The organism is Novosphingobium sp. PhB57 (assembly GCF_004342985.1).
GTDB lineage: Bacteria > Pseudomonadota > Alphaproteobacteria > Sphingomonadales > Sphingomonadaceae > Novosphingobium.
In genome coordinates, this window is record NZ_SMBO01000001.1 from 685,938 (window position 1) to 705,517 (window position 19,580).

Sequence of the window (19,580 nt, forward strand, 5' to 3'; positions counted from 1 at the left end):
ATGAAGTTCAACACGCTCGAATTGACCCGCATCTGGGCCGCGGTGACCGGCGTTTCGCTGGCGCTGTGGTACTTTGCCGCCGTCTATCTCGACCTCCAGCCTACGGCGCTGCTGCCGATGCTGGTGACCGCGATCGGCGGTTTCGAATTGTTTCTTTTCGGCCAGGACCAGTGGCTGAAGCGCAGGGGTAAGCATGGCTGACCGCTATATCGAACCCGACTCGCCCGAACTTCGGGCCCGTTGGGGCAATTTCATCTGGACCGCCGAGAACGCCGAAAAGGCGAAGGATGTCGTGTCCCGCTATCCCGAAGGGCGCCAGCGCTCGGCGGTGATGCCGTTGCTCGACCTCGCCCAGCGCCAGGTCGGCGCCGAGCTGAACACGCAGGGCTGGCTGCCGATCCCGGTGATGGAATATATCGCCGCCTATCTCGACATGCCGGTCATCCGCGTGGTCGAAGTCGCGTCGTTCTACACCATGTACAACATCGCGCCGATCGGCCGTTTCCACGTCCAGGTTTGCGGCACCACGCCTTGCATGCTGCGCGGGTCGGACGACCTGCTGGAAACCTGCAAGTCGCGCGGGATGAAGAAGGGCCACATTTCGGACGACGGCATGTGGTCGTTCACCGAGGTCGAGTGCATGGGCAACTGCGCCTCGGCACCGATGGTCCAGATCAACGACGACAACTACGAAGACCTGACGTCGGACCGCCTGAACGCGGTTCTCGATGCTCTGGTGCGTGGTGAAACGCCAAAGGCCGGCACCCAGGATCCCGCCCGTCACACGGTGGAACCGGTGGGTGAGCCGACCAATCTGGCCGCGATGACTACGTCCAATCATGACTATCGGAGTGAGTGGTAATGGCTCTCGCCGACAAGGACCGCATCTTCACCAACCTCTACGGCTATCAGCCGTGGAACCTGAAGGAAGCGCAGGCGCGCGGCGCCTGGGACAACACCAAGGCGCTGATCGAACGCGGCCGTGATGCCATCATCGACGAGATGAAGGCTTCGGGCCTGCGCGGTCGCGGCGGTGCGGGCTTCCCGACTGGCATGAAGTGGTCCTTCATGCCCAAGCAGCCGCCGCTCGACCAGGCCGGCAACCCGAAGCCCAGCTTCCTCGTGATCAACGCAGACGAATCCGAACCGGGTTCGTGCAAGGATCGCGAGATCATGCGCCATGATCCGCACCTGCTGTTCGAAGGCGCGCTCGTCGCGGGCTTCGCCATGGGTGCGCGCGCGGCCTACATCTACATTCGCGGCGAATATATCCGCGAAGCAGAGACCCTGTTCGCGGCGCGTGAAGAGGCTTACGCGGCCGGTCTGCTGGGTAAAAACGCCTGCGGTTCGGGCTACGATTACGACGTCTTCGTCCATCGCGGCGCCGGCGCCTACATCTGCGGCGAAGAAACCGCGATGATCGAGAGCCTCGAAGGCAAGAAGGGCCAGCCTCGCCTGAAGCCGCCGTTCCCGGCAGGTGCAGGTCTCTATGGCTGCCCGACCACGGTCAACAACGTCGAATCCATCGCCGTCGCCCCGACCATCCTGCGCCGCGGCGCCGCCTGGTTCTCCAGCTTCGGCCGTGAGAACAACAAGGGCACCAAGCTCTTCCAGATCAGCGGGCACGTGAACCGTCCCTGTGTGGTCGAGGAAGAGATGTCGATCCCGTTCAGCGAGCTGATCGAGCGTCACTGCGGCGGGATTCGCGGCGGCAAGGACAACCTGCTGGCGGTGATCCCCGGCGGTTCGTCGGTTCCCCTGGTTCCGGCGGCCGACATCTGGGACGCGCCGATGGACTTCGACGGCCTGAAGGCGGTCGGCTCGGGCCTCGGCACCGCGGCCGTCATCGTCATGGACAAGTCCACCGACATCGTCCGCGCCATCAGCCGCATCTCGTACTTCTACAAGCACGAGTCCTGCGGCCAGTGCACCCCTTGCCGCGAAGGCACGGGCTGGATGTGGCGCGTGATGGAGCGCCTGCGCACCGGCGATGCGGAAGTCGAAGAAATCGACATGCTGCAGCAGGTGACCAAGCAGGTCGAAGGTCACACCATCTGCGCCCTGGGCGATGCGGCCGCATGGCCGATCCAGGGCCTGATCAAGCACTTCCGTCCGGAGCTTGAGCGCCGGATCGCCGATAACGTCCGCGAGGCTGCCGAGTAATGCCCAAGGTCAAAGTCGATGGCGTCGAGATCGACGTCCCCAACGGCGCAACCGTGCTGCAGGCCTGCGAGCTTGCCGGCAAGGAAATCCCGCGCTTCTGCTATCACGAACGCCTGAGCATCGCCGGCAATTGCCGCATGTGCCTGGTCGAAGTGAAGCCCGGACCGCCCAAGCCCCAGGCTTCGTGCGCGCTTCCGGCCACCGAAGGCCAGGAGATCCGCACGGACTCCGAAATGGTCAAGAAGGCGCGGGAAGGGGTGATGGAGTTCCTCCTCATCAACCACCCGCTCGACTGCCCGATCTGCGATCAGGGCGGCGAGTGCGACCTTCAGGACCAGTCGGTGGCCTACGGTCGCGGGGCTTCGCGCTATGACGAGAACAAGCGCGCGGTCACCGAAAAGTACATGGGCCCGCTCATCAAGACCCAGATGACGCGCTGCATTCACTGCACCCGCTGCGTGCGTTTCTCGGAAGAGATCGCCGGCGTGGACGAGATCGGCGCGCTCTATCGCGGCGAGAACATGCAGATCACGACTTATCTCGAACATGCTGCGAAGCACGAGATGTCGGCCAATGTGATCGACCTCTGCCCGGTCGGTGCGCTCACCTCGCGTCCCTACGCCTTCGAGGCTCGCCCTTGGGAGCTTAAGAAGACGCTGGGCATCGACGTGTCTGACGCCACTGGCGCCAACATCCGTATCGATGCGCGCGGCCGCGAAGTGCTGCGTGTGCTTCCTCGTAACAACGACGACGTCAACGAGGAATGGATCAGCGACAAGGCGCGCTACATGGTCGACGGGCTTACCAAGCGCCGTCTCGACAAGCCGTTCCTGCGCCGTGACGGCAAGCTCGTCGCGGTCAGCTGGAACGAGGCGTTTGCCGCCATCGCCACGCTGAACCCGGGCAACTCGATTGCCGCCGTCGCTGGCGACATGGTCGATTGCGAAACGATGTTCGCCGCCAAGAAGCTGGTCGGCGCGCTCGGTTCGACGCTCATCGAAGGTCGCCAGACCGAGATGGACTACGCGACGGGCAATCTGGCCGCCGTCAATTTCAACTCCACCTTCTCGGGCATCGAGACGGCGGACGCGATCCTGATCGCCGGCAGCAACGTGCGTTGGGAAGCCCCGCTGCTCAACGTTCGCCTGCGAAAGGCGGTGAAGCGCGGCGCCAAGGTGTTCCTGGTCGGTCCCGAGTGGGAAACCACGTTCGGCGGCCAGTTCCTGGGCGAAGACCTCTCGGTTCTCGGCAATCTGCCGCAGAACGTCGTCGATGCCCTGTCGAACGCCAAGCGTCCGGCAGTCATCCTCGGCGGTGCGGCGCTCGGCCGCGGCGGTTTGGAAGCCGGTCTTGCGCTGGCAGGCCAGTTCAACCTCGTTCGCGATCTCGAAGACGGCACCAAGTGGAACGGCTTCAACGTCCTCCACATGGCGGCCTCGCGCATGGGCGGCCTGATGCTCGGCTACGCGCAGAAGGGCGGCATCGCCGACCTCGTCGCCGCCAAGCCCAAGGTCCTGATCGCGCTCGGCGCCGATGAAGTGGACTTCACCCAGTTCGCCGGTTCGATGATCGTCTATATCGGTCACCACGGCGACAAGGGCGCCCACGCGGCCGACGTGATCCTGCCGGCCTCGGCCTACACCGAGAAGGCAGGCACTTACGTCAATACCGAGGGCCGGGTGCAGTGGGCCGACAAGGGCGTGTTCGCGCCGGGCGACGCCCGGGAAGACTGGACCATCCTGCGCGCCCTTGCCGACGCCTTCGGCGTCTCGGTCGGGTTCGACAGCTTCGATCAACTGCGCAACGCAATGATCGCGGAAGTTCCTGCACTTGGCAGCGAGGGTCTTGCTGACTACGGGAGCGTTCTGCCGAACGGTGGCGGTTCCGCTGCCGGCCAGATCGCCTATCCGATCAAGGACTTCTACATGACCAACCCGATCGCCCGCGCGAGCGCGGTCATGCAGCGTTGCTCGGCCGAACTGCTCCACGGTGAAGACCTGGCGGAGGCCGCGGAATGACCGCATTCTTCCAGAATCTCGGGATGAGCTTCGAGTGGGCATGGTTCGTGTCCACCGTCTGCGGCATCCTGCTCATCGCGCTGCCGCTGATGCTGGCCGTCGCCATGATCATCTACGTCGACCGCAAGATCTGGGCCGCCATGGCGCTGCGCCGCGGTCCCAACGTGGTCGGCCCGTTCGGTCTGCTCCAGTCGTTCGCGGACGGTCTGAAGGTCTTCCTTCAGGAAACCATCGTTCCTTCGGCTGCGAACAAGGGCCTGTTCCTGATCGCGCCGATCGTGACCTTCACGCTGGCGCTGCTCTCCTGGGCGGTGATCCCGTTCAACTCGGGCGCGATCCTGGCCAACATCAACATCGGCCTGCTCTACATCCTCGCGATCAGTTCGCTGGGCGTCTACGGTACGATCATGGCGGGCTGGGCTTCGAACTCGAAGTACCCGTTCTTCTCGGCCATGCGCGCTTCGGCGCAGATGATCTCGTATGAAGTCTCGATCGGCTTCATCCTGATCTGCGTCGTTCTCTGGGCGGGCACGTTCAACATGAACGACATCGTCTGGGCGCAGAAGGGCCACGTCTTCGGCATCATCAACGGTTTCGTCGCGAACCCGCTGCTGTTCCCGATGTGGGTGATGTTCCTGATCTCGAGCCTTGCGGAAACGCAGCGCGCACCCTTCGACCTTGCCGAAGCGGAATCGGAACTCGTCGCCGGTTACCAGACCGAATATTCGTCGATGGCTTTCGCTGCCTACTGGCTGGGCGAATATGCCAACGTGCTCCTGATGTGCGCGCTCAACGCGACGCTGTTCTGGGGCGGATGGCTGCCGCCGCTCGACATTCCCGTTCTGTACCTCGTGCCGGGCTTCGTTTGGTTCCTGCTCAAGGTCTTCTTCTTCTTCTTCGTGTTCAGCTGGATCAAGGCCACCGTTCCCCGGTACCGCTATGACCAGTTGATGCGTCTGGGCTGGAAGGTCTTCCTGCCCGTATCGCTGCTGTTCGTCGTAATCGTCAGCGGCTACCTCATGGCTACCGGACACTTCGCATGACCGTCGGACAACTCATAAAGAGCTTCACGCTCTGGGAGTTCGTGAAGGCGCATTGGCTGACCTTGAAGTACTTCTTCAAGCCCAAGGCGACGATCAACTACCCCTTCGAGAAGAACCCGCTTTCGCCCCGCTTCCGCGGCGAGCACGCCCTTCGTCGTTATCCCAACGGCGAGGAACGCTGCATCGCCTGCAAGCTTTGCGAAGCGATCTGCCCGGCGCAGGCGATCACGATCGAGGCCGCACCGCGTGTCGACGGTTCGCGCCGCACCACGCGCTACGACATCGACATGACGAAGTGCATCTACTGCGGTTTCTGCCAGGAAGCCTGCCCGGTCGATGCCATCGTCGAGGGGCCGAACTTCGAATACGCGACCGAAACGCGCGAAGAACTGCTCTACGACAAGGCCAAGCTACTGGCGAACGGGGACAAGTGGGAGCGTGCTATCGCCGCGAACCTTGAAGCCGACGCACCGTACCGATAGGGGGCCGCGGACATGATCCAGACTTTAGCCTTCTACCTCTTCGCAGTACTCACGATCGCTTCGGCGGCCGCGACCATCCTGTCCCGTAACCCGGTGCATTCGGTGCTGTTCCTGATCCTGGCGTTCTTCAACGCCGCCGGGCTCATGATGCTCACCGGCGCCGAGTTCATCGCCATGCTGCTGATCATCGTCTACGTCGGCGCGGTCGCGGTGCTGTTCCTCTTTGTCGTCATGATGCTCGACATTGACTTCGCCGAGCTGCGCGCGGGCTTCGTCAAGAACTTCCCGTTGGGCATGCTGGTAGCCATCGTGCTCCTGGCCGAGATGGTGCTGGGCCTTGGCGCCTACAAGGCTGGCGCGCTGAACCTCGGTACGCCGGATGGCACGGCGGTAACGCCGGCAGGCGCTTCCAATATCGAGGCGATCGGCGGACTGCTCTACAGCCGCTACTTGTTCCTGTTCGAGGCGGCCGGCCTGATCCTGCTCGTCGCGATGGTTGGTGCCATCGTCCTGACTCACCGTCAGCGCGGCGATACGCGCGGCCAGAAGGTCAGCAAGCAGATCGCGCGTCGTCCCGATGAGGCGACCGTCAACGTCAAGCCCGAAGTGGGCAAGGGGGTTTCGCTGTGATCGGCGTCGAACATTACGTGGTCGTGAGCTCGATCCTCTTCGTGCTCGGCGTCCTCGGCATTTTCCTCAACCGCAAGAACGTCATCGTTCTGCTCATGGCGATCGAACTGATCCTGCTTGCGGTCAACATCAACCTCGTCGCGTTCAGCGCAGCCCTGCACGACCTCACGGGTCAAATCTTCGCGATGTTCGTGCTGACGGTCGCTGCCGGCGAGGCCGCAGTGGGGCTCGCAATCCTCGTGATCTATTTCCGCGGCCGCGGCAGCATCGCTGTCGACGACGTCAACCGGATGAAGGGATAAGGCCTTGCACCCGATCCTATTCATCGTCTTCCTGCCGTTACTGGCAGCGATCATCGCCGGGCTGGGCAACAAACAGCTGGGCAATGTTCCCGCAAAGGTCCTGACGACCGGCGCGCTGTTCATTGCCTGCGCGCTCAGCTGGCCGATTTTCATCGGCTTCCTCACCGGTAGCGCCGAAGCCAGCGTCATTCCGGTGCTCAAGTGGGTGCAGTCGGGCGCCATGAGCTGGGACTGGTCGCTGCGCGTGGACTCGCTCACTGCAGTCATGCTCGTGGTCGTCACTTCGGTATCCGCGCTCGTGCACCTCTATTCCTGGGGCTACATGAGCGAGGAGCCGGATCAGCCGCGCTTCTTCGCCTATCTGTCGTTGTTCACGTTCGCCATGCTCATGCTGGTGACCGCGAACAACCTGGTGCAGATGTTCTTCGGTTGGGAAGGCGTCGGCCTGGCGTCGTACCTCCTGATCGGTTTCTGGTTCCGCAAGCCTTCGGCCGGCGCCGCCGCGATCAAGGCCTTCGTGGTCAACCGCGTCGGCGACCTTGGCTTCATGCTCGGCATCTTCGGCTGCTACCTGGTGTTCGGCACCGTTTCGATCCCCGAGATCCTGAACGCCGCGCCCAGCATGGCCGCATCGACGATCGGCTTCCTCGGTTACCGCTTCGACACGATGACGGTGATCTGCATCCTGCTGTTCATCGGTGCGATGGGCAAGTCGGCGCAGCTCGGCCTGCACACCTGGCTTCCGGACGCGATGGAAGGCCCGACCCCCGTGTCGGCGCTCATCCACGCGGCGACGATGGTCACCGCCGGTGTCTTCATGGTCTGCCGCCTGTCGCCGCTGTTCGAAACCAGCGAGACGGCGATGCACTTCATCGCCTTCATCGGTGCCTGCACCTGCTTCTTCGCGGCCACCGTCGGCTGCACGCAGTGGGACATCAAGCGCGTCATCGCCTATTCGACCTGCTCGCAGCTCGGCTACATGTTCTTCGCAACCGGTGTCGGGGCTTATGGCGCGGCCATGTTCCACCTGTTCACGCACGCGTTCTTCAAGGCGCTGCTGTTCCTGGGGGCAGGGTCGGTCATCCACTCGATGCACCACGAACAGGACATGCGTTTCTACGGCGCGCTGCGTAAGCACATTCCGATCACCTTCTGGACGATGACCGCGGGTACGCTGGCCATCACCGGCGTCGGTATCGCGGGCTTCGTGGGCTTCGCAGGCTTCTATTCGAAGGATGCGATCCTCGAGGCGGCCTTCGGTTCGGGCACGGCAGTGGGCGGTTTCGCCTTCTGGATGGGTATCGCAGCCGCGCTCATGACGAGCTTCTATTCGTGGCGCCTGGTCTTCCTGACCTTCTTCGGCAAGCCGCGCTGGATCCAGTCGGAGCACATCCAGCACGCCGTTCACGATGCCCACGGCCATGGTCACGACGATCATGCGCATGACGCGCACGGTCACGGTTCTGCCGCTGAAGAAGATGCGGGCGAAAGCACGGATCACCATGATGCCCATGCCCATGCAGCACCTGCGCTGGGTGTGAGCGGACCGAACTATGACACGCATGGCGACGGTACGGGTGGCTACCATCCGCACGAGAGCCCGCTGGTGATGCTTGTGCCGCTGATCATCCTTGCGATCGGCGCCGTGGCTGCGGGCTTCGTCTTCCAACACGCCTTCGTCTCCGAGGGGACCGGCGAGTTCTGGAAGGGCGCCCTGGTCTTCCACGAGCACCTGATCCACGCCATGCACGGCGTGCCGACCTGGGTGAAGTGGGCACCGTTCACGGTGATGGCGCTGGGCCTGCTGACGGCATGGTACGGCTACATCAAGAACCTCTCGTTTCCCAAGGCAGTCGCCGAACAGCTCGGGCCGGTCTACACCTTCGTGTACCGCAAGTGGATGTTCGACGAGCTTTACAACGCCATCTTCGTCCGTCCGGCTTTCTGGCTCGGCAAGGTGTTCTGGAAGGTCCTGGATATCGGCGTGATCGACAAGTTCGGTCCCGACGGTGCGGCCTGGGTCGTGGCCAGGGGTTCGACTTACGCGCAGAAGGTCCAGTCGGGCTATCTGTACAGCTACGCACTTGTCATGCTGCTGGGCCTCGTTGGCGCCATCAGCTGGGTGATCGCGGGATAAGATGATGAGTGGTTTTCCGATCCTCAGTCTGATGTTGCTGGTGCCGCTCGCGGCGGCACTGGCGTGTCTTTACCTTGATGCCAAATCGGCACGCATGGTGGCGCTTCTCGCCACCCTTGCGAACCTTGCCCTTGGCGTCGTCCTCTGGATGAACTTCGACGTCGGCGGCGCGCAGTGGCAGTTCCAGGAACGGCACGAGCTGTTCTCCGGCTTCTCCTACGCCCTCGGCATCGATGGTATTGCGTTGCTCCTGATCGAGCTTTCCGTCTTCCTCATGCCGATCTGCATCGGTGCGAGCTGGAATTCGATAGAGAAACGCGTGGGCGAATACATGGCGGCCTTCCTGCTCGTCGAAACGCTGATGATCGGCGTGTTCACGGCCCAGGATATCTTCCTGTTCTACATGTTCTTCGAAGCCGGCCTCATCCCGATGTACCTGATCATCGGCATCTGGGGCGGCGCGGATCGCATCTACGCCTCGTACAAGTTCTTCCTCTACACGCTGCTCGGCTCGGTGCTGATGCTCGTGGCGATGTTGTGGATGGTCCACACCGCCGGCACGACGTTCGTCCCGACGTTGATGACTTACGACTTCGATCCGCAAGCCCAGACCTGGCTCTGGCTCGCCTTCTTCGCCAGCTTCGCGGTGAAGATGCCGATGTGGCCGGTCCACACCTGGCTTCCGGCGGCGCACGTTCAGGCGCCGACCGCAGGCTCGGTGATCCTGGCGGGCGTGTTGCTGAAGATGGGTGGCTACGGCTTCATCCGCTTCTCGCTGCCGATGTTCCCTGAAGCCTCGGCCTACTTCGCGCCGCTGGTCTGGGGCCTGTCGATGGCCGCCGTCGTCATCACCTCGCTCATCGCGCTGGTGCAGGACGACATGAAGAAGCTGATCGCCTATTCGTCGGTCGCGCATATGGCGATCGTGACCATCGGTCTCTTCGCCTTCAATCCGCAGGGTCTCGAAGGCTCGATGCTGGTCATGCTCAGCCACGGCCTCGTCTCGGGCGCCTTGTTCCTCTGCGTCGGCATCATCTACGACCGTCTGCACACCCGTGAGATCGCCCGTTACGGCGGCCTTGCCATCAACATGCCGCGTTACGCGCTGTTCTTCCTGCTCTTCACGATGGCCTCGATCGGCCTTCCGGGCACCAGCGGTTTCGTCGGGGAATTCCTGAGCCTTGGCGGTATCTACCAGGTTTCGAGCTGGACGGCGCTGATCTGCACCACCGGTATCATCCTGGGCGCTGCCTACATGCTCTACCTCTATCGCCGTGTCGTCTTTGGCGACCAGAAGAATGCCGATGCCGCCGCCATGGCCGACCTCGACTTGCGTGAATACCTGATGGTGATCCCGCTCGGTCTCGCGGTGCTGTGGATGGGCGTCTACCCCGAGAGCTTCATCGCTCCGATGCGCGCAGACATTGCCGCGCTCGACGCCCGGCTCGCTCGCGCAAAGCCGGAAGGAGACGCCAAGTTGGCCATGGGCAAGGAAAAGCCTGCGCACGAAGAAGCCGCGCATGAGGGGGCACACTGATGGACTGGTCACAGTCGCTGCGCCTGATCGCGCCGGAAGAAACGCTGAGCATCGCAAGCCTCGTCTTGCTCCTGATGGCCGCCTGGGGCGGTGACAAGGCCGCAAAGCTGATCTCCGTTCTCGCCGTGGCGGCGCTCGTCGCCGCCGGTGTCCTCGTTGCTCCCGCGCTTTGCGGCGGTCACATGGGTGCCGACACTTCGGCTTTCTTCGGCCAGTTCCGTGCCGACGCTTTCGCATCTTACGCCAAGATCCTGATCTACCTCTCGGCCGCCGTGTCATTGGTAGTAGCCCCGGCCTACTTCGACCGCTTCAAGGCGATGCGCGCGGAGTATCCGGTGCTGGTCCTGCTCGCCTCGCTGGGCATGGGCATGATGGTTTCGGCCACCGACCTGCTGACCCTCTACATCGGCCTCGAGATGAACTCGCTCGCGGCTTATGTGCTGGCTGCCTTCCTGCGCACCGACGGCCGTTCGGCTGAAGCGGGCCTCAAGTACTTCGTGCTGGGCGCGCTGGCTTCGGGCATCATGCTCTTCGGCATGAGCCTGACCTACGGTTTCGCCGGAACCACCTCGTTCGCCGGTATCAGCGCCTCGATGGCGCAGGGCCTCTCGAACGGTGCGCTGTTCGGCATCGTCTTCGTCTTTGCAGGTCTTGCCTTCAAGATCAGCGCCGTGCCGTTCCACATGTGGACGCCCGACGTCTATGAAGGCGCACCAACCCCGGTGACCACGCTCTTCGCCACGGCCCCCAAGGTCGCCGCGATGGTCCTGACCATGCGCGTTGCCATCGAAGCCTTCGGCGACCAGGCAGCCGCCTGGCAGCAGATCGTGGTCTTCGCAGCGCTTGCCTCGATCGTCGTCGGTGCTCTTGGCGCCATCGGCCAGTCGAACATCAAGCGACTGATGGCCTATTCCTCGATCAACAACGTCGGCTTCATGCTCGTCGGTCTTGCCGTGGCAACCCAGCAGGGCGTTTCGGCCATGCTGTTCTACCTCGCGATCTACGTCGCGATGTCGGTAGGCGGCTTCGTTGTTATCCTGATGCTCAAGGATGCCGACGGCAACCCCGTTGAGGATCTCGGCAAGATGGCCGGTCTGTCGCGCACCCGTCCGGGCCTGGCCCTGGCGCTGGCGATGGTCATGTTCAGCCTCGCCGGTATCCCGCCGATGTTCGGCTTCTGGGGCAAGTTCCTGGTCTTCAAGGCCGCTGTCGACGGTGGCATGATCGCTCTTGCGGCCATCGGCTTCGCGGCTTCCGTCATTGGCGCCTTCTACTATCTGAAGGTCGTCAAGGTCGTCTATTTCGACGAACCGGCCGATGTGGTGAAGGGCGAGAGCGATGTCTGGCACAAGCTGATCCTCGTGCTGGCCTGCATCTTCATCTCGCCGCTGGGCTATCTGGCCAGCAAGTGGCTGGGCGGGCTGGCTGATACGGCCGCAGCGGCCCTGTTCTCCGGCCTTTGATAGAGGTCGTAGAAGAGACGGCATCGACCAACGCGGACCTCGTCCGGCGCCTGGGCGCCGGCGAGGGCCTGGCGGAAGGTTTCTGGCTGCGTGCGGTGCGACAGAGCGCCGGACGCGGCCGCCGCGGCCGGGAATGGTCCTCGCCCGAAGGCAATCTCTACGCCAGCACCGTCGTCGCGCTGAGAGCCGACGACCCCTGGGTTCACACCCTTGCTTTCGTCGCGGCGCTTTCCGTGCACGACCTCATGCTCTCTCAGCTGGGGGCTGGCGCGGATTGCCAGCTCAAGTGGCCGAACGACGTGCTGGTCGGCGGCGCCAAGATCTGCGGCATCCTGCTGGAGCGCAGGGGCGATCATGTGATCGTCGGGATCGGCGTCAACGTCGTCACGGCGCCGGAACTTGCCGACCGCGCGACAACGTCGGTCCGCAAGGCAAACCCTGAAAATCACAGCGCTGCACATACCGTTCTCGGCGATCTGGCGGACCGCTTCGCGGCGCGTCTTGCGCAGTGGCGCATGGAAGGACTGGCCTCGACGCTGGCCGACTGGACTCGTCATGCTCATCCTCCGGGAACGCCGCTGTTGGTGACGCTGGACGAGGAAGGGCTGCTGCCAGGTGCCTTTGCCGGGCTTGACCCGGACGGAGCATTGCGCTTGCGTCTGGCCGACGGGTCCCTACGTGTCGTTCACGCCGGTGACGTTTCGCTCGCCTGAAGGAAATTCCATGCTGCTTGCCATTGATGCCGGCAACACCAATGTCGTCTTCGCGCTGTTCGAGGGACGCACTTTGCGCGGGCGCTGGCGCATTGCCACGGACCCCCGCCGCACGGGTGATGAATATGCGGTATGGCTCATGCAGCTTCTCTCGATCCGCGGCGTAGCGGCGGAAGAGATCAAGAGCATCATCATCTCGACCGTGGTCCCGCGCGCGCTACACAATCTCGAGATACTCTGCCGGCACTATTTCGATGTCGAACCGCTGGTGGCGGGCGTCGGCAAGGCGGACTACGCGATCGACATCGACGTCGATCAGCCCAAGTCGCTCGGTGCCGACCGTGCGGTCAACGCCATTGCCGCGCATGAACGACACGGGGGCGATCTCATCGTCGTCGATTTCGGCACTGCCACCACGTTCGACGTGGTAGACTACAACGGCGCCTACAAGGGCGGCATCATTTCGCCGGGCATCAACCTGTCGCTGGACGCGCTGGTGGGCAATACGGCCAAGCTGCCGCGCATCGCCATTGCCGTACCCACGACGAAGAGCGTGATCGGTCGTAATACCGAGGACCAGATGCTGATCGGCGTGTTCTGGGGCTATGTGGCGATGATGGAGGGCCTGATCGCCCGCATGCGCAACGAGATTGGTCGCCCCGCCAAGGTCATCGCGACCGGCGGGCTGGCCGTACTGTTCGACGAGGCTTCCGATATTTTCGACGCGGTCGATCCCGACCTGACGCTCGAAGGCCTCGCCATTCTTGCCGAAAGGGCATCCAAGAAGTGATTCCAGGTAACGAACTGCTGTTTTGCGCGCTCGGTGGCTCGGGCGAGATTGGCATGAACGTCAATCTCTACGGCTGCCAGGGCAAATGGCTTATGGTCGACCTGGGCATGACCTTCGGCATGAACGAATATCCCGGCGTGGACCTGATTTTCGCGGACCTCGATTTCATCGAGGGGGAGCGCGAAAACCTGCTGGGCATCGTCCTCACTCACGCGCATGAGGATCACATCGGCGCGGTTCCGTATTTTGCCGAGGAACTGAACGTTCCGATCTACGCCACGCCCTTCACCGCGCGCCTGGTGGCGGCGAAGCTGGAGGAAGCCGGCATTCTTGACCGGGTCGAACTGATCGTCATCGATCACCTCGACCAGTTCCAGCTCGGACCATTCGGTATTCGCTACGTGCCGCTTGCGCACTCGATTGCCGAGGGCAACGCCCTGCTGATCGACACCCCGTTCGGCCGCATCTTCCATACCGGCGACTGGAAGCTGGACGACGAGCCCCAGGTGGGCACGCCCGCGACCCAGGCGGAACTGACCGAAATCGGCGAGAACGGTGTGCTGGCGCTCGTCTGTGATTCGACGAACGTCTTCAATCCCGAGGCATCCGGTTCCGAAGGCGAGGTCTATCGCGGCCTGCTGGAGGAAGTGAAGCGGCACCGCGGCCGCCGGGTTCTGGTGACCACCTTTGCTTCGAACGTGGCCCGTCTTCAGACGCTGGGCGAGGTGGCCCGCAAGACCAACCGCAAGCTCTGCGTCGCGGGTCGCTCGCTGGACCGGATCATCGAGACCGGGCAGGCCAGCGGCTATCTCAAGAAACTGCCCGAGCTGGTCGATGTCGAAACCGCGATGGATCTGCCGCGCGGCGAAGTGCTGATCGTCGCAACGGGCGGACAGGGCGAGCCGCGCGCGGCGCTTTCACGGATTTCCGAGGGCAATCACCCGATCAAGCTGGAGAAGGGCGATGTCGTCCTGTTCTCAAGCCGCCAGATTCCTGGAAACGAGATCCCGATCGGACGGATCCAGAACCGGCTCTCGGACGCTGGGATCGTCATCGTCACGGACCGTCAGAGCATGATCCACGTTTCGGGCCATCCCGGGCGGCCCGAACTGGTGGCGCTCTATAGTTGGCTCAAGCCCGAGATCCTGCTCCCGGTCCATGGCGAAATCCGCCACATGCGCGAACAGGCGAGGCTCGGCGTGGAAAGCGGCATTCCGCACGCGGTGTTCCAGAAGAACGGCGATCTCGTGCGCCTGGCGCCCGGTCGTCCGGGCAAGTTCGGCGAGGTCCATTCCGGGCGGCTGATCCTTGATGGCGATATCATCGCGCCCGCCGATGGCGACGCCATGGTCATGCGGCGCCGGATCGCCTTCAACGGTGTGGTTTCGGTTGCCGCGGATCGCCGCGGCAACGTTCAGGTCGCGGCGATCGGGCTCCCGCTCGACGAGGACTACGCCAAGTTCATCGACGAGGCGCAGCGCGATGTCGCCAATGCCCTGGGCAAGGCGAAGAAATCGGACCGCGAAGTTCGGGTCGAGGCGGCCCGCCTGGCCGCCCGCCGCGCGGCTACGCGCTGGTCGGGCAAGAAGCCGCAAGTGCAGGTCATGCTGCTGGAGGATTGAGGCGATGGCGATGCAATGGACTTCGATGGTGGCGATCTACGGCCTGTTCTGGGTCCTGAGCGCCTTTCTCGTCATGCCTTTCGGTCTTCGTACCCCGAACGAAGTGGAAGGTTTTCGCGTCGAAAAGGGCCATGCGGACAGCGCCCCGGTCAATTTCCGGCCGCGCCTGATCGCGAGGCGCGCCACGCTGCTCGCGGTCGTGCTTTTCGGGCTCTACTACGTGAATTATGCCCAGCAGTGGATCACGGTTAGCGATCTCAACTTCTTCGGGAAGCCGCCGGTTCAGGACCTCGGATACTGAGGGTCACAAAAAAGCCCGCCTGATGAAGGCGGGCTTTTTTCATGTCACATTGCCGAGCGATCAGCTGCGCAGACGTTCGATTCCCTGAGCCAGTGCGACATAGAGCTTGCCCATGTCCGACGAGAGCAGGGTGACGCCCAGCGCATTGCCGTCCCGGGTCGAGAGGACCTGTCGCAGGATCGATTCGAAGTCGTGGATGTAGCGGCTGACGTGCTCGCGGAAGGCATCTTCGCGTTCGAACAGCTGCTGGATCGACTTGATTTCCCCGGCATCGAGCAGCGAAACAGCCCGGCGCGTGAAGATCCCGCGATCGCCGCGGAGATAGGAGGCCCAGGCGGTGTCGGAAACATCGCTCGATAGCGCCGAGGCAATGTCGATGGCGTTGGAATTCAGGGACTCGGTGATCAGCGCCACGCGGCGGGCGAAATCGTTGTCGACCTGCTCCTCGGCCTGCTCGCGCGCCTGGGTGACGCGGCTTTCGAGATTGCCGACGAGGTCTTCGACCTTGGAGAGCTGTTCGCGAAGCTGGATGGTCGCTTCGCGGGCGGCGCCGGAAGCGTGGGCCACGGCCTGATCGAGTTGCCCAGTTACTTCCGCGACGCGCGTGCGCATGGAGCGATCGATGGCCTGCGCGCTTTCCGTCCCGAGGTTTTCCGCCACCTGGGCGATGCGCGCGGCGCTGTCGGTCTCGATCGCGCCGACGGAGTCCTCGATCGACTTGCCAAGCGCTGCAAGGGCGGCCTGCAGTTCGGTCTGGGCCCGGCCGGCAGCGGTTTGCGTTGCCGTGTCGATATCGGTGATGGACGTGTGCAGGACGCGCAGCAGGTCGGCGTGTGCGGCGCCGTGCTCCGACAGATCCGAATGCATGGCGGAAAGCTCGTCCGCGAAATCCTTGAGGTTGGTGCCGGACTGCTCGACGCCGCCTGCGAGTTCCTCGCCGCTTCTGGCCGATTGGCGCAGAGCCTCCAGAACGCTGGCAATACCGGCATGAAGGCGGTTGAGGCGCTCCTCGGAGACGACCAGCGCCTCGGGAAGATCGTTATGGGCAAAGCGTGCGCTGCCCTGGATCAGCTCCAGCAGCCGTACGCTCGTCTCGGTGAGCTTTTCGACTTCGCCATCGGTCGCCGAGAGCGTCGCGCGGGCGGCCGTGAGGCGCTCGGTCAATTGCGCCAGGCTGCCGCGCAGACGGGTTTCGAGGGCTTCGCTGCTGCCGACGATGGCGCCGAAACGGGCTTCATATTCGCCAAGTTCGCCGCTTACGGCCACGGCGCGTTCGCTCAGGGCGGAGGCCTGCAGGCGCTGATTTTCAAGACGTTCGGCGATGGCATGGTCGAGATTGCCAAGCATCTGGTCGATGCGCGCGACGGCGTGGCGTTCCTGTTCGGCCTGGCGGGCCTGACGCTCACCGAGTTCGCTCGCAAGCCGTTCGCGGCGGGCAGAAATCTCGCGGTCGAGGTTTTCGGCATCGTTGCCGATCGCCTCCAGGCTGCCACGCAGCGCGGACAGAGCCGTGTCCTGAGCCCGGGTGATGCCGCGCGCCACTTCGCCCTGTTCCTCGTGCAGGTCGTCGAGCGCCTGCCGCCAGGCTTCTGCGGCGCGGCCTTCGCCATCGCGCAAGGCGCGCGAGACGACGTCGCTTTCCTCACGCAAGGCCACGAGCCGGGCGCGAAGCGAAGTGAGGCTTTCTTCCTCATGACGGTCGAGCTGTCCGCGGGTCTGCGCGATTTCTTCCTCGAGCGCTTCGGCCCGGGTTCGAATGGATTCGAGCGCAGCGACTTCGTGGCCGTCAAGCTCGCTGCGGAAGGCCGTCCCGCGTTCGGAAAGCAGGTCGAAGCGCCGGTCCGCCAGGGCAGCGACCTGTTCGCCGCGTGCATGGATTTCGGTCAGCGCTGCTTCCACGGATTCCCGCAGCCGGGCAACCTGCCGTTCGCTGGCGGAGCCGAACTCGTTCAGGCGATTGAAGCCGTTGATCATGTCTTCCAGCTGGACATGGGCAGCGCGGCCGGCGTTGCCGATATTGTTAGTGACGTCCTTGGCCGAACTGGCGATGACGGGGAGCTGATTGCGCAGCTTCTCCATGTTGTCGAGAGCGGCCTGGCTGACCCCGCTGATCGATTCCACGCGCGAGCCGTTCTCGCGGATCAGGCCCTGCAAGCGCTCAGCGTTTGCGGAAAGCCGCTCGGTGGCAATGCGCCCCAGCGATTCCAGATCGCGCGACTGGGCGGCGATGAATTCCCGCGCCAGGCTGAGTTCGCGGTTGACCGTAGTCAGGCGCGTTTCAAGCTGCGCGGACTCGTTCGACAGGGCCCGGGCGACATTGCCGAAACGCCTGCTTTCGCGCGAGCTGTGGCGCAGGACCAACAGCCAGACCATGCCGACCAGCAAGAGCGGCACCGCCCACTGCACGACAAGGGCGGGGACGGTGTCGAGGCTCAGGGTCTCGAAATGCGGGGAGAGGGCGTAGAGAAAGAACGCCGTCCAGCCCAGGGTCGCGGCGCCGGCCAGCGAAGGGGCCAGCCAATCGCGCGAGGGGGCGGCAAGGGCCGGTTCCTCGGTGGCGACCCAAGCGTTGCGCCAGGCATCTTCCGAAATCGCTTCTGCGGGTTCCGGCGGCGAAACGCCCACTGCCAAGGTTTCGTTCATGCGGTCTTCCGAGTTTCCGTCCGCAGTGCGGGCCGAATTGTCTTCGCTGCCATTCGCGCCGAGCGCGACGATCCTGTTTTCCCCAGCCATGGGATCAGGATACCACGCGGGAGGCACCTATAAAGCCCACTTTAACCCTTTGGGCATTAAGCTGGGGAAATGGCTTATGAAGCAGGTGCCCTCGAAGCGACCCTCGCCGCGGCAGCGGGCGGGGATCCCGCGCTTTTCGCGGAGTTGCGCGCGTCCTATCTGGAAAGCGTGGCGCGGCAGGCCGATCTGCTGGCCCGATCCCGTTGCGATGGCAATTGGCACCTTGCGGCCATGCGGCTGAAGGGGTTGGCGGCCAGCTTCCATTCGGCCCAGCTCCTGGCCCTGGCGGAGCAGGCGCTGGACGGCGCTCCCGGCGAACCCGGAGTGATAAGGCGCCTCGATGCCTATCTTGCCGAGTTTTCCGCCAGCTGATGCAAGCGTCGCGCTTGGCACCGGGCTGCCCTTTGCCTAAGTGGCTAAGGGTCGCTGGAGGTTAACACACTGCGTATCGCATTGCTCGCCATGATGGAGCCTGCCGTGGCGGGTCAGTCCCTGCCGCGCGCCTTCCTGCGCGTGGGCGGCGCGACCCTGGCGCAGCATCAGCTCGGGCTCGCTCTTGCGCTCGATTGCCAGCGGGTGATCTGCCTCGCGAAGGGGCCCTCGCCGGAGATGATCGCCCTTCAGCACATGGCAGAGAACGCCGGCCTGCAATTCCATATCGCCACCGGCGCGAGGCCGCTTGCCGGGCTGGTGACGGCGAATGACGAACTGGTCGTGATCGGGGAAGGGCTCTTCGTCGAGGCCGCCGGCGTCGTGCCGTTGCTTGAGGGCAGGGCGCCGGCCGTGCTCGTCCAGCCGGTCGAAGGCGGGCTGGCCGCCGGGTTCGAGCGCATCGACATCAACCGGGCGAGCGCTGGATTGATGCGAATCCCGGGGCATCTGGTGGAAAACCTTCAGGAGCTTCCGGGCGATTGCGATGTGCATTCCGCGCTGACACGGATCGCGCTGCAAGCGGGCGTACCGATGCGCGAAGTTCCCGTGGCCGTGCGCAGCGGCGTCGATTGGCGGCTGATTCGCGATGAAGCCGAAGCTCACGCGGTAGAGCTGGAATGGTTGCGCGGGCGTTTCGCCGATGGCGACAGCGTCTCGCCGGGCCGGGCCGTCGCCCGTTACGGCGTGCTGACGTTCGGATCCTCGCTGCTCCATGCGGGCAATGCCAGCAACATGTTGAGCCTCGGCGTGCTCGTGGCGGTGGCGCTGGCAGGCGGCCTTGCCTGGTTCGGTTTCGTGACGATCGCCTTCCTCTCGCTGGTCGCAGCTGCGTTGCTGGTCGAGGCGAGCCGGCTTCTGCGCTCGGTAGAGCGGCAGGCGCTGGGGCAATTGCCGCCCGCGATCCCGCGCGCCGATGTGCTGCGCTGGCTGGTCGACACGCTTTTCGGGCTGTCGCTGCTGGCCGCCATTCCCCGGCTCGGGGGCGAATCGCTCATTTCGTGGATGTTCCCACCGGCCATGCTGATGATGCTTCTGGCCCTGATTCCCCGGTTCGTGACCGGCAAGGTGGCGTCGCTGGCGACAGACCGTGCCACATTGGGACTTGTGCTGGCTTTTGCCGCAGGATTCGGGCAAGTTGAGCCGTTGGTGGAAGTTCTGGCGATGACGCTCGTTGTGGTCGGCATGGCTCTTCCGCTACGTCGGAAGGACTAACC

Annotated in this window: 18 protein-coding genes; 17 read left to right on the forward strand and 1 reads right to left on the reverse strand. The window is 63.9% G+C overall.

Translation table 11 applies throughout. The annotated features are described in order from the left end of the window. From EDF58_RS03070 to EDF58_RS03140, 15 genes are read left to right on the forward strand one after another with little or no spacing between them, the layout of a single operon-like run. Entirely contained in the window at positions 1-201 is a 201-nt protein-coding gene (locus EDF58_RS03070; RefSeq protein WP_132262565.1) for a hypothetical protein, read from the forward strand. Continuing rightward, a complete protein-coding gene (locus tag EDF58_RS03075; RefSeq protein WP_132262567.1) occupies positions 194-862 on the forward strand; it encodes an NAD(P)H-dependent oxidoreductase subunit E in 669 nt (222 codons plus the stop codon). Before EDF58_RS03070 ends, EDF58_RS03075 begins: the two co-directional genes overlap by 8 nt. Beyond that, entirely contained in the window at positions 862-2,163 is a 1,302-nt protein-coding gene (gene nuoF, locus EDF58_RS03080; protein WP_132262569.1) for an NADH-quinone oxidoreductase subunit NuoF, read from the forward strand. Before EDF58_RS03075 ends, nuoF begins: the two co-directional genes overlap by 1 nt. After that, complete coding sequence (gene nuoG / locus EDF58_RS03085) at positions 2,163-4,181, forward strand: NADH-quinone oxidoreductase subunit NuoG (RefSeq protein ID WP_132262570.1); 2,019 nt, start codon at positions 2,163-2,165, stop codon at positions 4,179-4,181. The genes nuoF and nuoG overlap by 1 nt, the downstream gene beginning before the upstream one ends. Continuing rightward, complete coding sequence (nuoH, locus tag EDF58_RS03090) at positions 4,178-5,224, forward strand: NADH-quinone oxidoreductase subunit NuoH (RefSeq protein WP_132262572.1); 1,047 nt, start codon at positions 4,178-4,180, stop codon at positions 5,222-5,224. The genes nuoG and nuoH overlap by 4 nt, the downstream gene beginning before the upstream one ends. Then, positions 5,221-5,706, forward strand: a complete 486-nt coding sequence (gene nuoI / locus EDF58_RS03095; protein ID WP_132262574.1) for an NADH-quinone oxidoreductase subunit NuoI — start codon at positions 5,221-5,223, stop codon at positions 5,704-5,706. The genes nuoH and nuoI overlap by 4 nt, the downstream gene beginning before the upstream one ends. Before the next feature lie 12 nt (positions 5,707-5,718). After that, positions 5,719-6,336 (forward strand): NADH-quinone oxidoreductase subunit J, encoded by a 618-nt coding sequence (locus EDF58_RS03100; protein ID WP_132262575.1) that lies wholly within the window; start codon positions 5,719-5,721, stop codon positions 6,334-6,336. Continuing rightward, positions 6,333-6,638 (forward strand): NADH-quinone oxidoreductase subunit NuoK, encoded by a 306-nt coding sequence (gene nuoK / locus EDF58_RS03105; RefSeq protein WP_132262577.1) that lies wholly within the window; start codon positions 6,333-6,335, stop codon positions 6,636-6,638. The genes EDF58_RS03100 and nuoK overlap by 4 nt, the downstream gene beginning before the upstream one ends. 4 nt (positions 6,639-6,642) lie before the next feature. Next, the gene (gene nuoL, locus EDF58_RS03110; protein WP_132262579.1) at positions 6,643-8,775 is read left to right on the forward strand and encodes an NADH-quinone oxidoreductase subunit L; all 2,133 of its coding nucleotides are present in this window, start codon (positions 6,643-6,645) and stop codon (positions 8,773-8,775) included. Between the two features lie 4 nt (positions 8,776-8,779). Continuing rightward, a complete protein-coding gene (locus EDF58_RS03115) occupies positions 8,780-10,312 on the forward strand; it encodes an NADH-quinone oxidoreductase subunit M (protein ID WP_132262580.1) in 1,533 nt (510 codons plus the stop codon). Beyond that, positions 10,312-11,775: an NADH-quinone oxidoreductase subunit NuoN gene (gene nuoN, locus EDF58_RS03120; RefSeq protein WP_132262582.1), complete on the forward strand. Its 1,464-nt coding sequence runs from the start codon at positions 10,312-10,314 to the stop codon at positions 11,773-11,775. The genes EDF58_RS03115 and nuoN overlap by 1 nt, the downstream gene beginning before the upstream one ends. Then, positions 11,772-12,488, forward strand: a complete 717-nt coding sequence (locus EDF58_RS03125) for a biotin--[acetyl-CoA-carboxylase] ligase (protein WP_132262584.1) — start codon at positions 11,772-11,774, stop codon at positions 12,486-12,488. Before nuoN ends, EDF58_RS03125 begins: the two co-directional genes overlap by 4 nt. Positions 12,489-12,498: 10 nt before the next feature. Beyond that, positions 12,499-13,278, forward strand: coding sequence for a type III pantothenate kinase (locus tag EDF58_RS03130; protein WP_132262586.1), 780 nt, complete (start codon positions 12,499-12,501; stop codon positions 13,276-13,278). Beyond that, positions 13,275-14,900 carry a ribonuclease J gene (locus tag EDF58_RS03135; protein WP_132262588.1) on the forward strand — a complete coding sequence of 542 codons (1,626 nt, stop codon included), beginning with the start codon at positions 13,275-13,277 and terminating at the stop codon, positions 14,898-14,900. Before EDF58_RS03130 ends, EDF58_RS03135 begins: the two co-directional genes overlap by 4 nt. A 10-nt stretch (positions 14,901-14,910) precedes the next feature. Then, entirely contained in the window at positions 14,911-15,201 is a 291-nt protein-coding gene (locus EDF58_RS03140) for a DUF1467 family protein (protein WP_132264073.1), read from the forward strand. Between the two features lie 60 nt (positions 15,202-15,261). On the opposite strand, the gene EDF58_RS03145 is transcribed toward EDF58_RS03140, so the two are convergent. Then, entirely contained in the window at positions 15,262-17,934 is a 2,673-nt protein-coding gene (locus tag EDF58_RS03145) for an ATPase (protein ID WP_132262590.1), read from the reverse strand. A 69-nt stretch (positions 17,935-18,003) separates the two neighbouring features. Here EDF58_RS03145 and EDF58_RS03150 point away from each other — a divergent pair, with 69 nt between their 5' ends. Beyond that, on the forward strand, positions 18,004-18,306 hold the full coding sequence (locus EDF58_RS03150) for an Hpt domain-containing protein (RefSeq protein ID WP_132262592.1): 303 nt from the start codon (positions 18,004-18,006) through the stop codon (positions 18,304-18,306). A gap of 105 nt (positions 18,307-18,411) precedes the next feature. Continuing rightward, on the forward strand, positions 18,412-19,578 hold the full coding sequence (locus EDF58_RS03155; RefSeq protein WP_243654055.1) for a hypothetical protein: 1,167 nt from the start codon (positions 18,412-18,414) through the stop codon (positions 19,576-19,578). Positions 19,579-19,580 lie beyond the last annotated feature (2 nt).

Bases quoted from the DNA above. Each gene is read 5' to 3' on its own strand.
- EDF58_RS03070 (WP_132262565.1), top strand. From the start codon at position 1: ATGAAGTTCAACACGCTCGAATTGACCCGCATCTGGGCCGCGGTGACC.
- EDF58_RS03075 (WP_132262567.1), top strand. From the start codon at position 194: ATGGCTGACCGCTATATCGAACCCGACTCGCCCGAACTTCGGGCCCGT.
- nuoF (WP_132262569.1), top strand. From the start codon at position 862: ATGGCTCTCGCCGACAAGGACCGCATCTTCACCAACCTCTACGGCTAT.
- nuoG (WP_132262570.1), top strand. From the start codon at position 2,163: ATGCCCAAGGTCAAAGTCGATGGCGTCGAGATCGACGTCCCCAACGGC.
- nuoH (WP_132262572.1), top strand. From the start codon at position 4,178: ATGACCGCATTCTTCCAGAATCTCGGGATGAGCTTCGAGTGGGCATGG.
- nuoI (WP_132262574.1), top strand. From the start codon at position 5,221: ATGACCGTCGGACAACTCATAAAGAGCTTCACGCTCTGGGAGTTCGTG.
- EDF58_RS03100 (WP_132262575.1), top strand. From the start codon at position 5,719: ATGATCCAGACTTTAGCCTTCTACCTCTTCGCAGTACTCACGATCGCT.
- EDF58_RS03115 (WP_132262580.1), top strand. From the start codon at position 8,780: ATGAGTGGTTTTCCGATCCTCAGTCTGATGTTGCTGGTGCCGCTCGCG.
- nuoN (WP_132262582.1), top strand. From the start codon at position 10,312: ATGGACTGGTCACAGTCGCTGCGCCTGATCGCGCCGGAAGAAACGCTG.
- EDF58_RS03130 (WP_132262586.1), top strand. From the start codon at position 12,499: ATGCTGCTTGCCATTGATGCCGGCAACACCAATGTCGTCTTCGCGCTG.
- EDF58_RS03140 (WP_132264073.1), top strand. From the start codon at position 14,911: ATGCAATGGACTTCGATGGTGGCGATCTACGGCCTGTTCTGGGTCCTG.
- EDF58_RS03145 (WP_132262590.1), bottom strand. From the start codon at position 17,934: ATGGCTGGGGAAAACAGGATCGTCGCGCTCGGCGCGAATGGCAGCGAA.
- EDF58_RS03150 (WP_132262592.1), top strand. From the start codon at position 18,004: ATGGCTTATGAAGCAGGTGCCCTCGAAGCGACCCTCGCCGCGGCAGCG.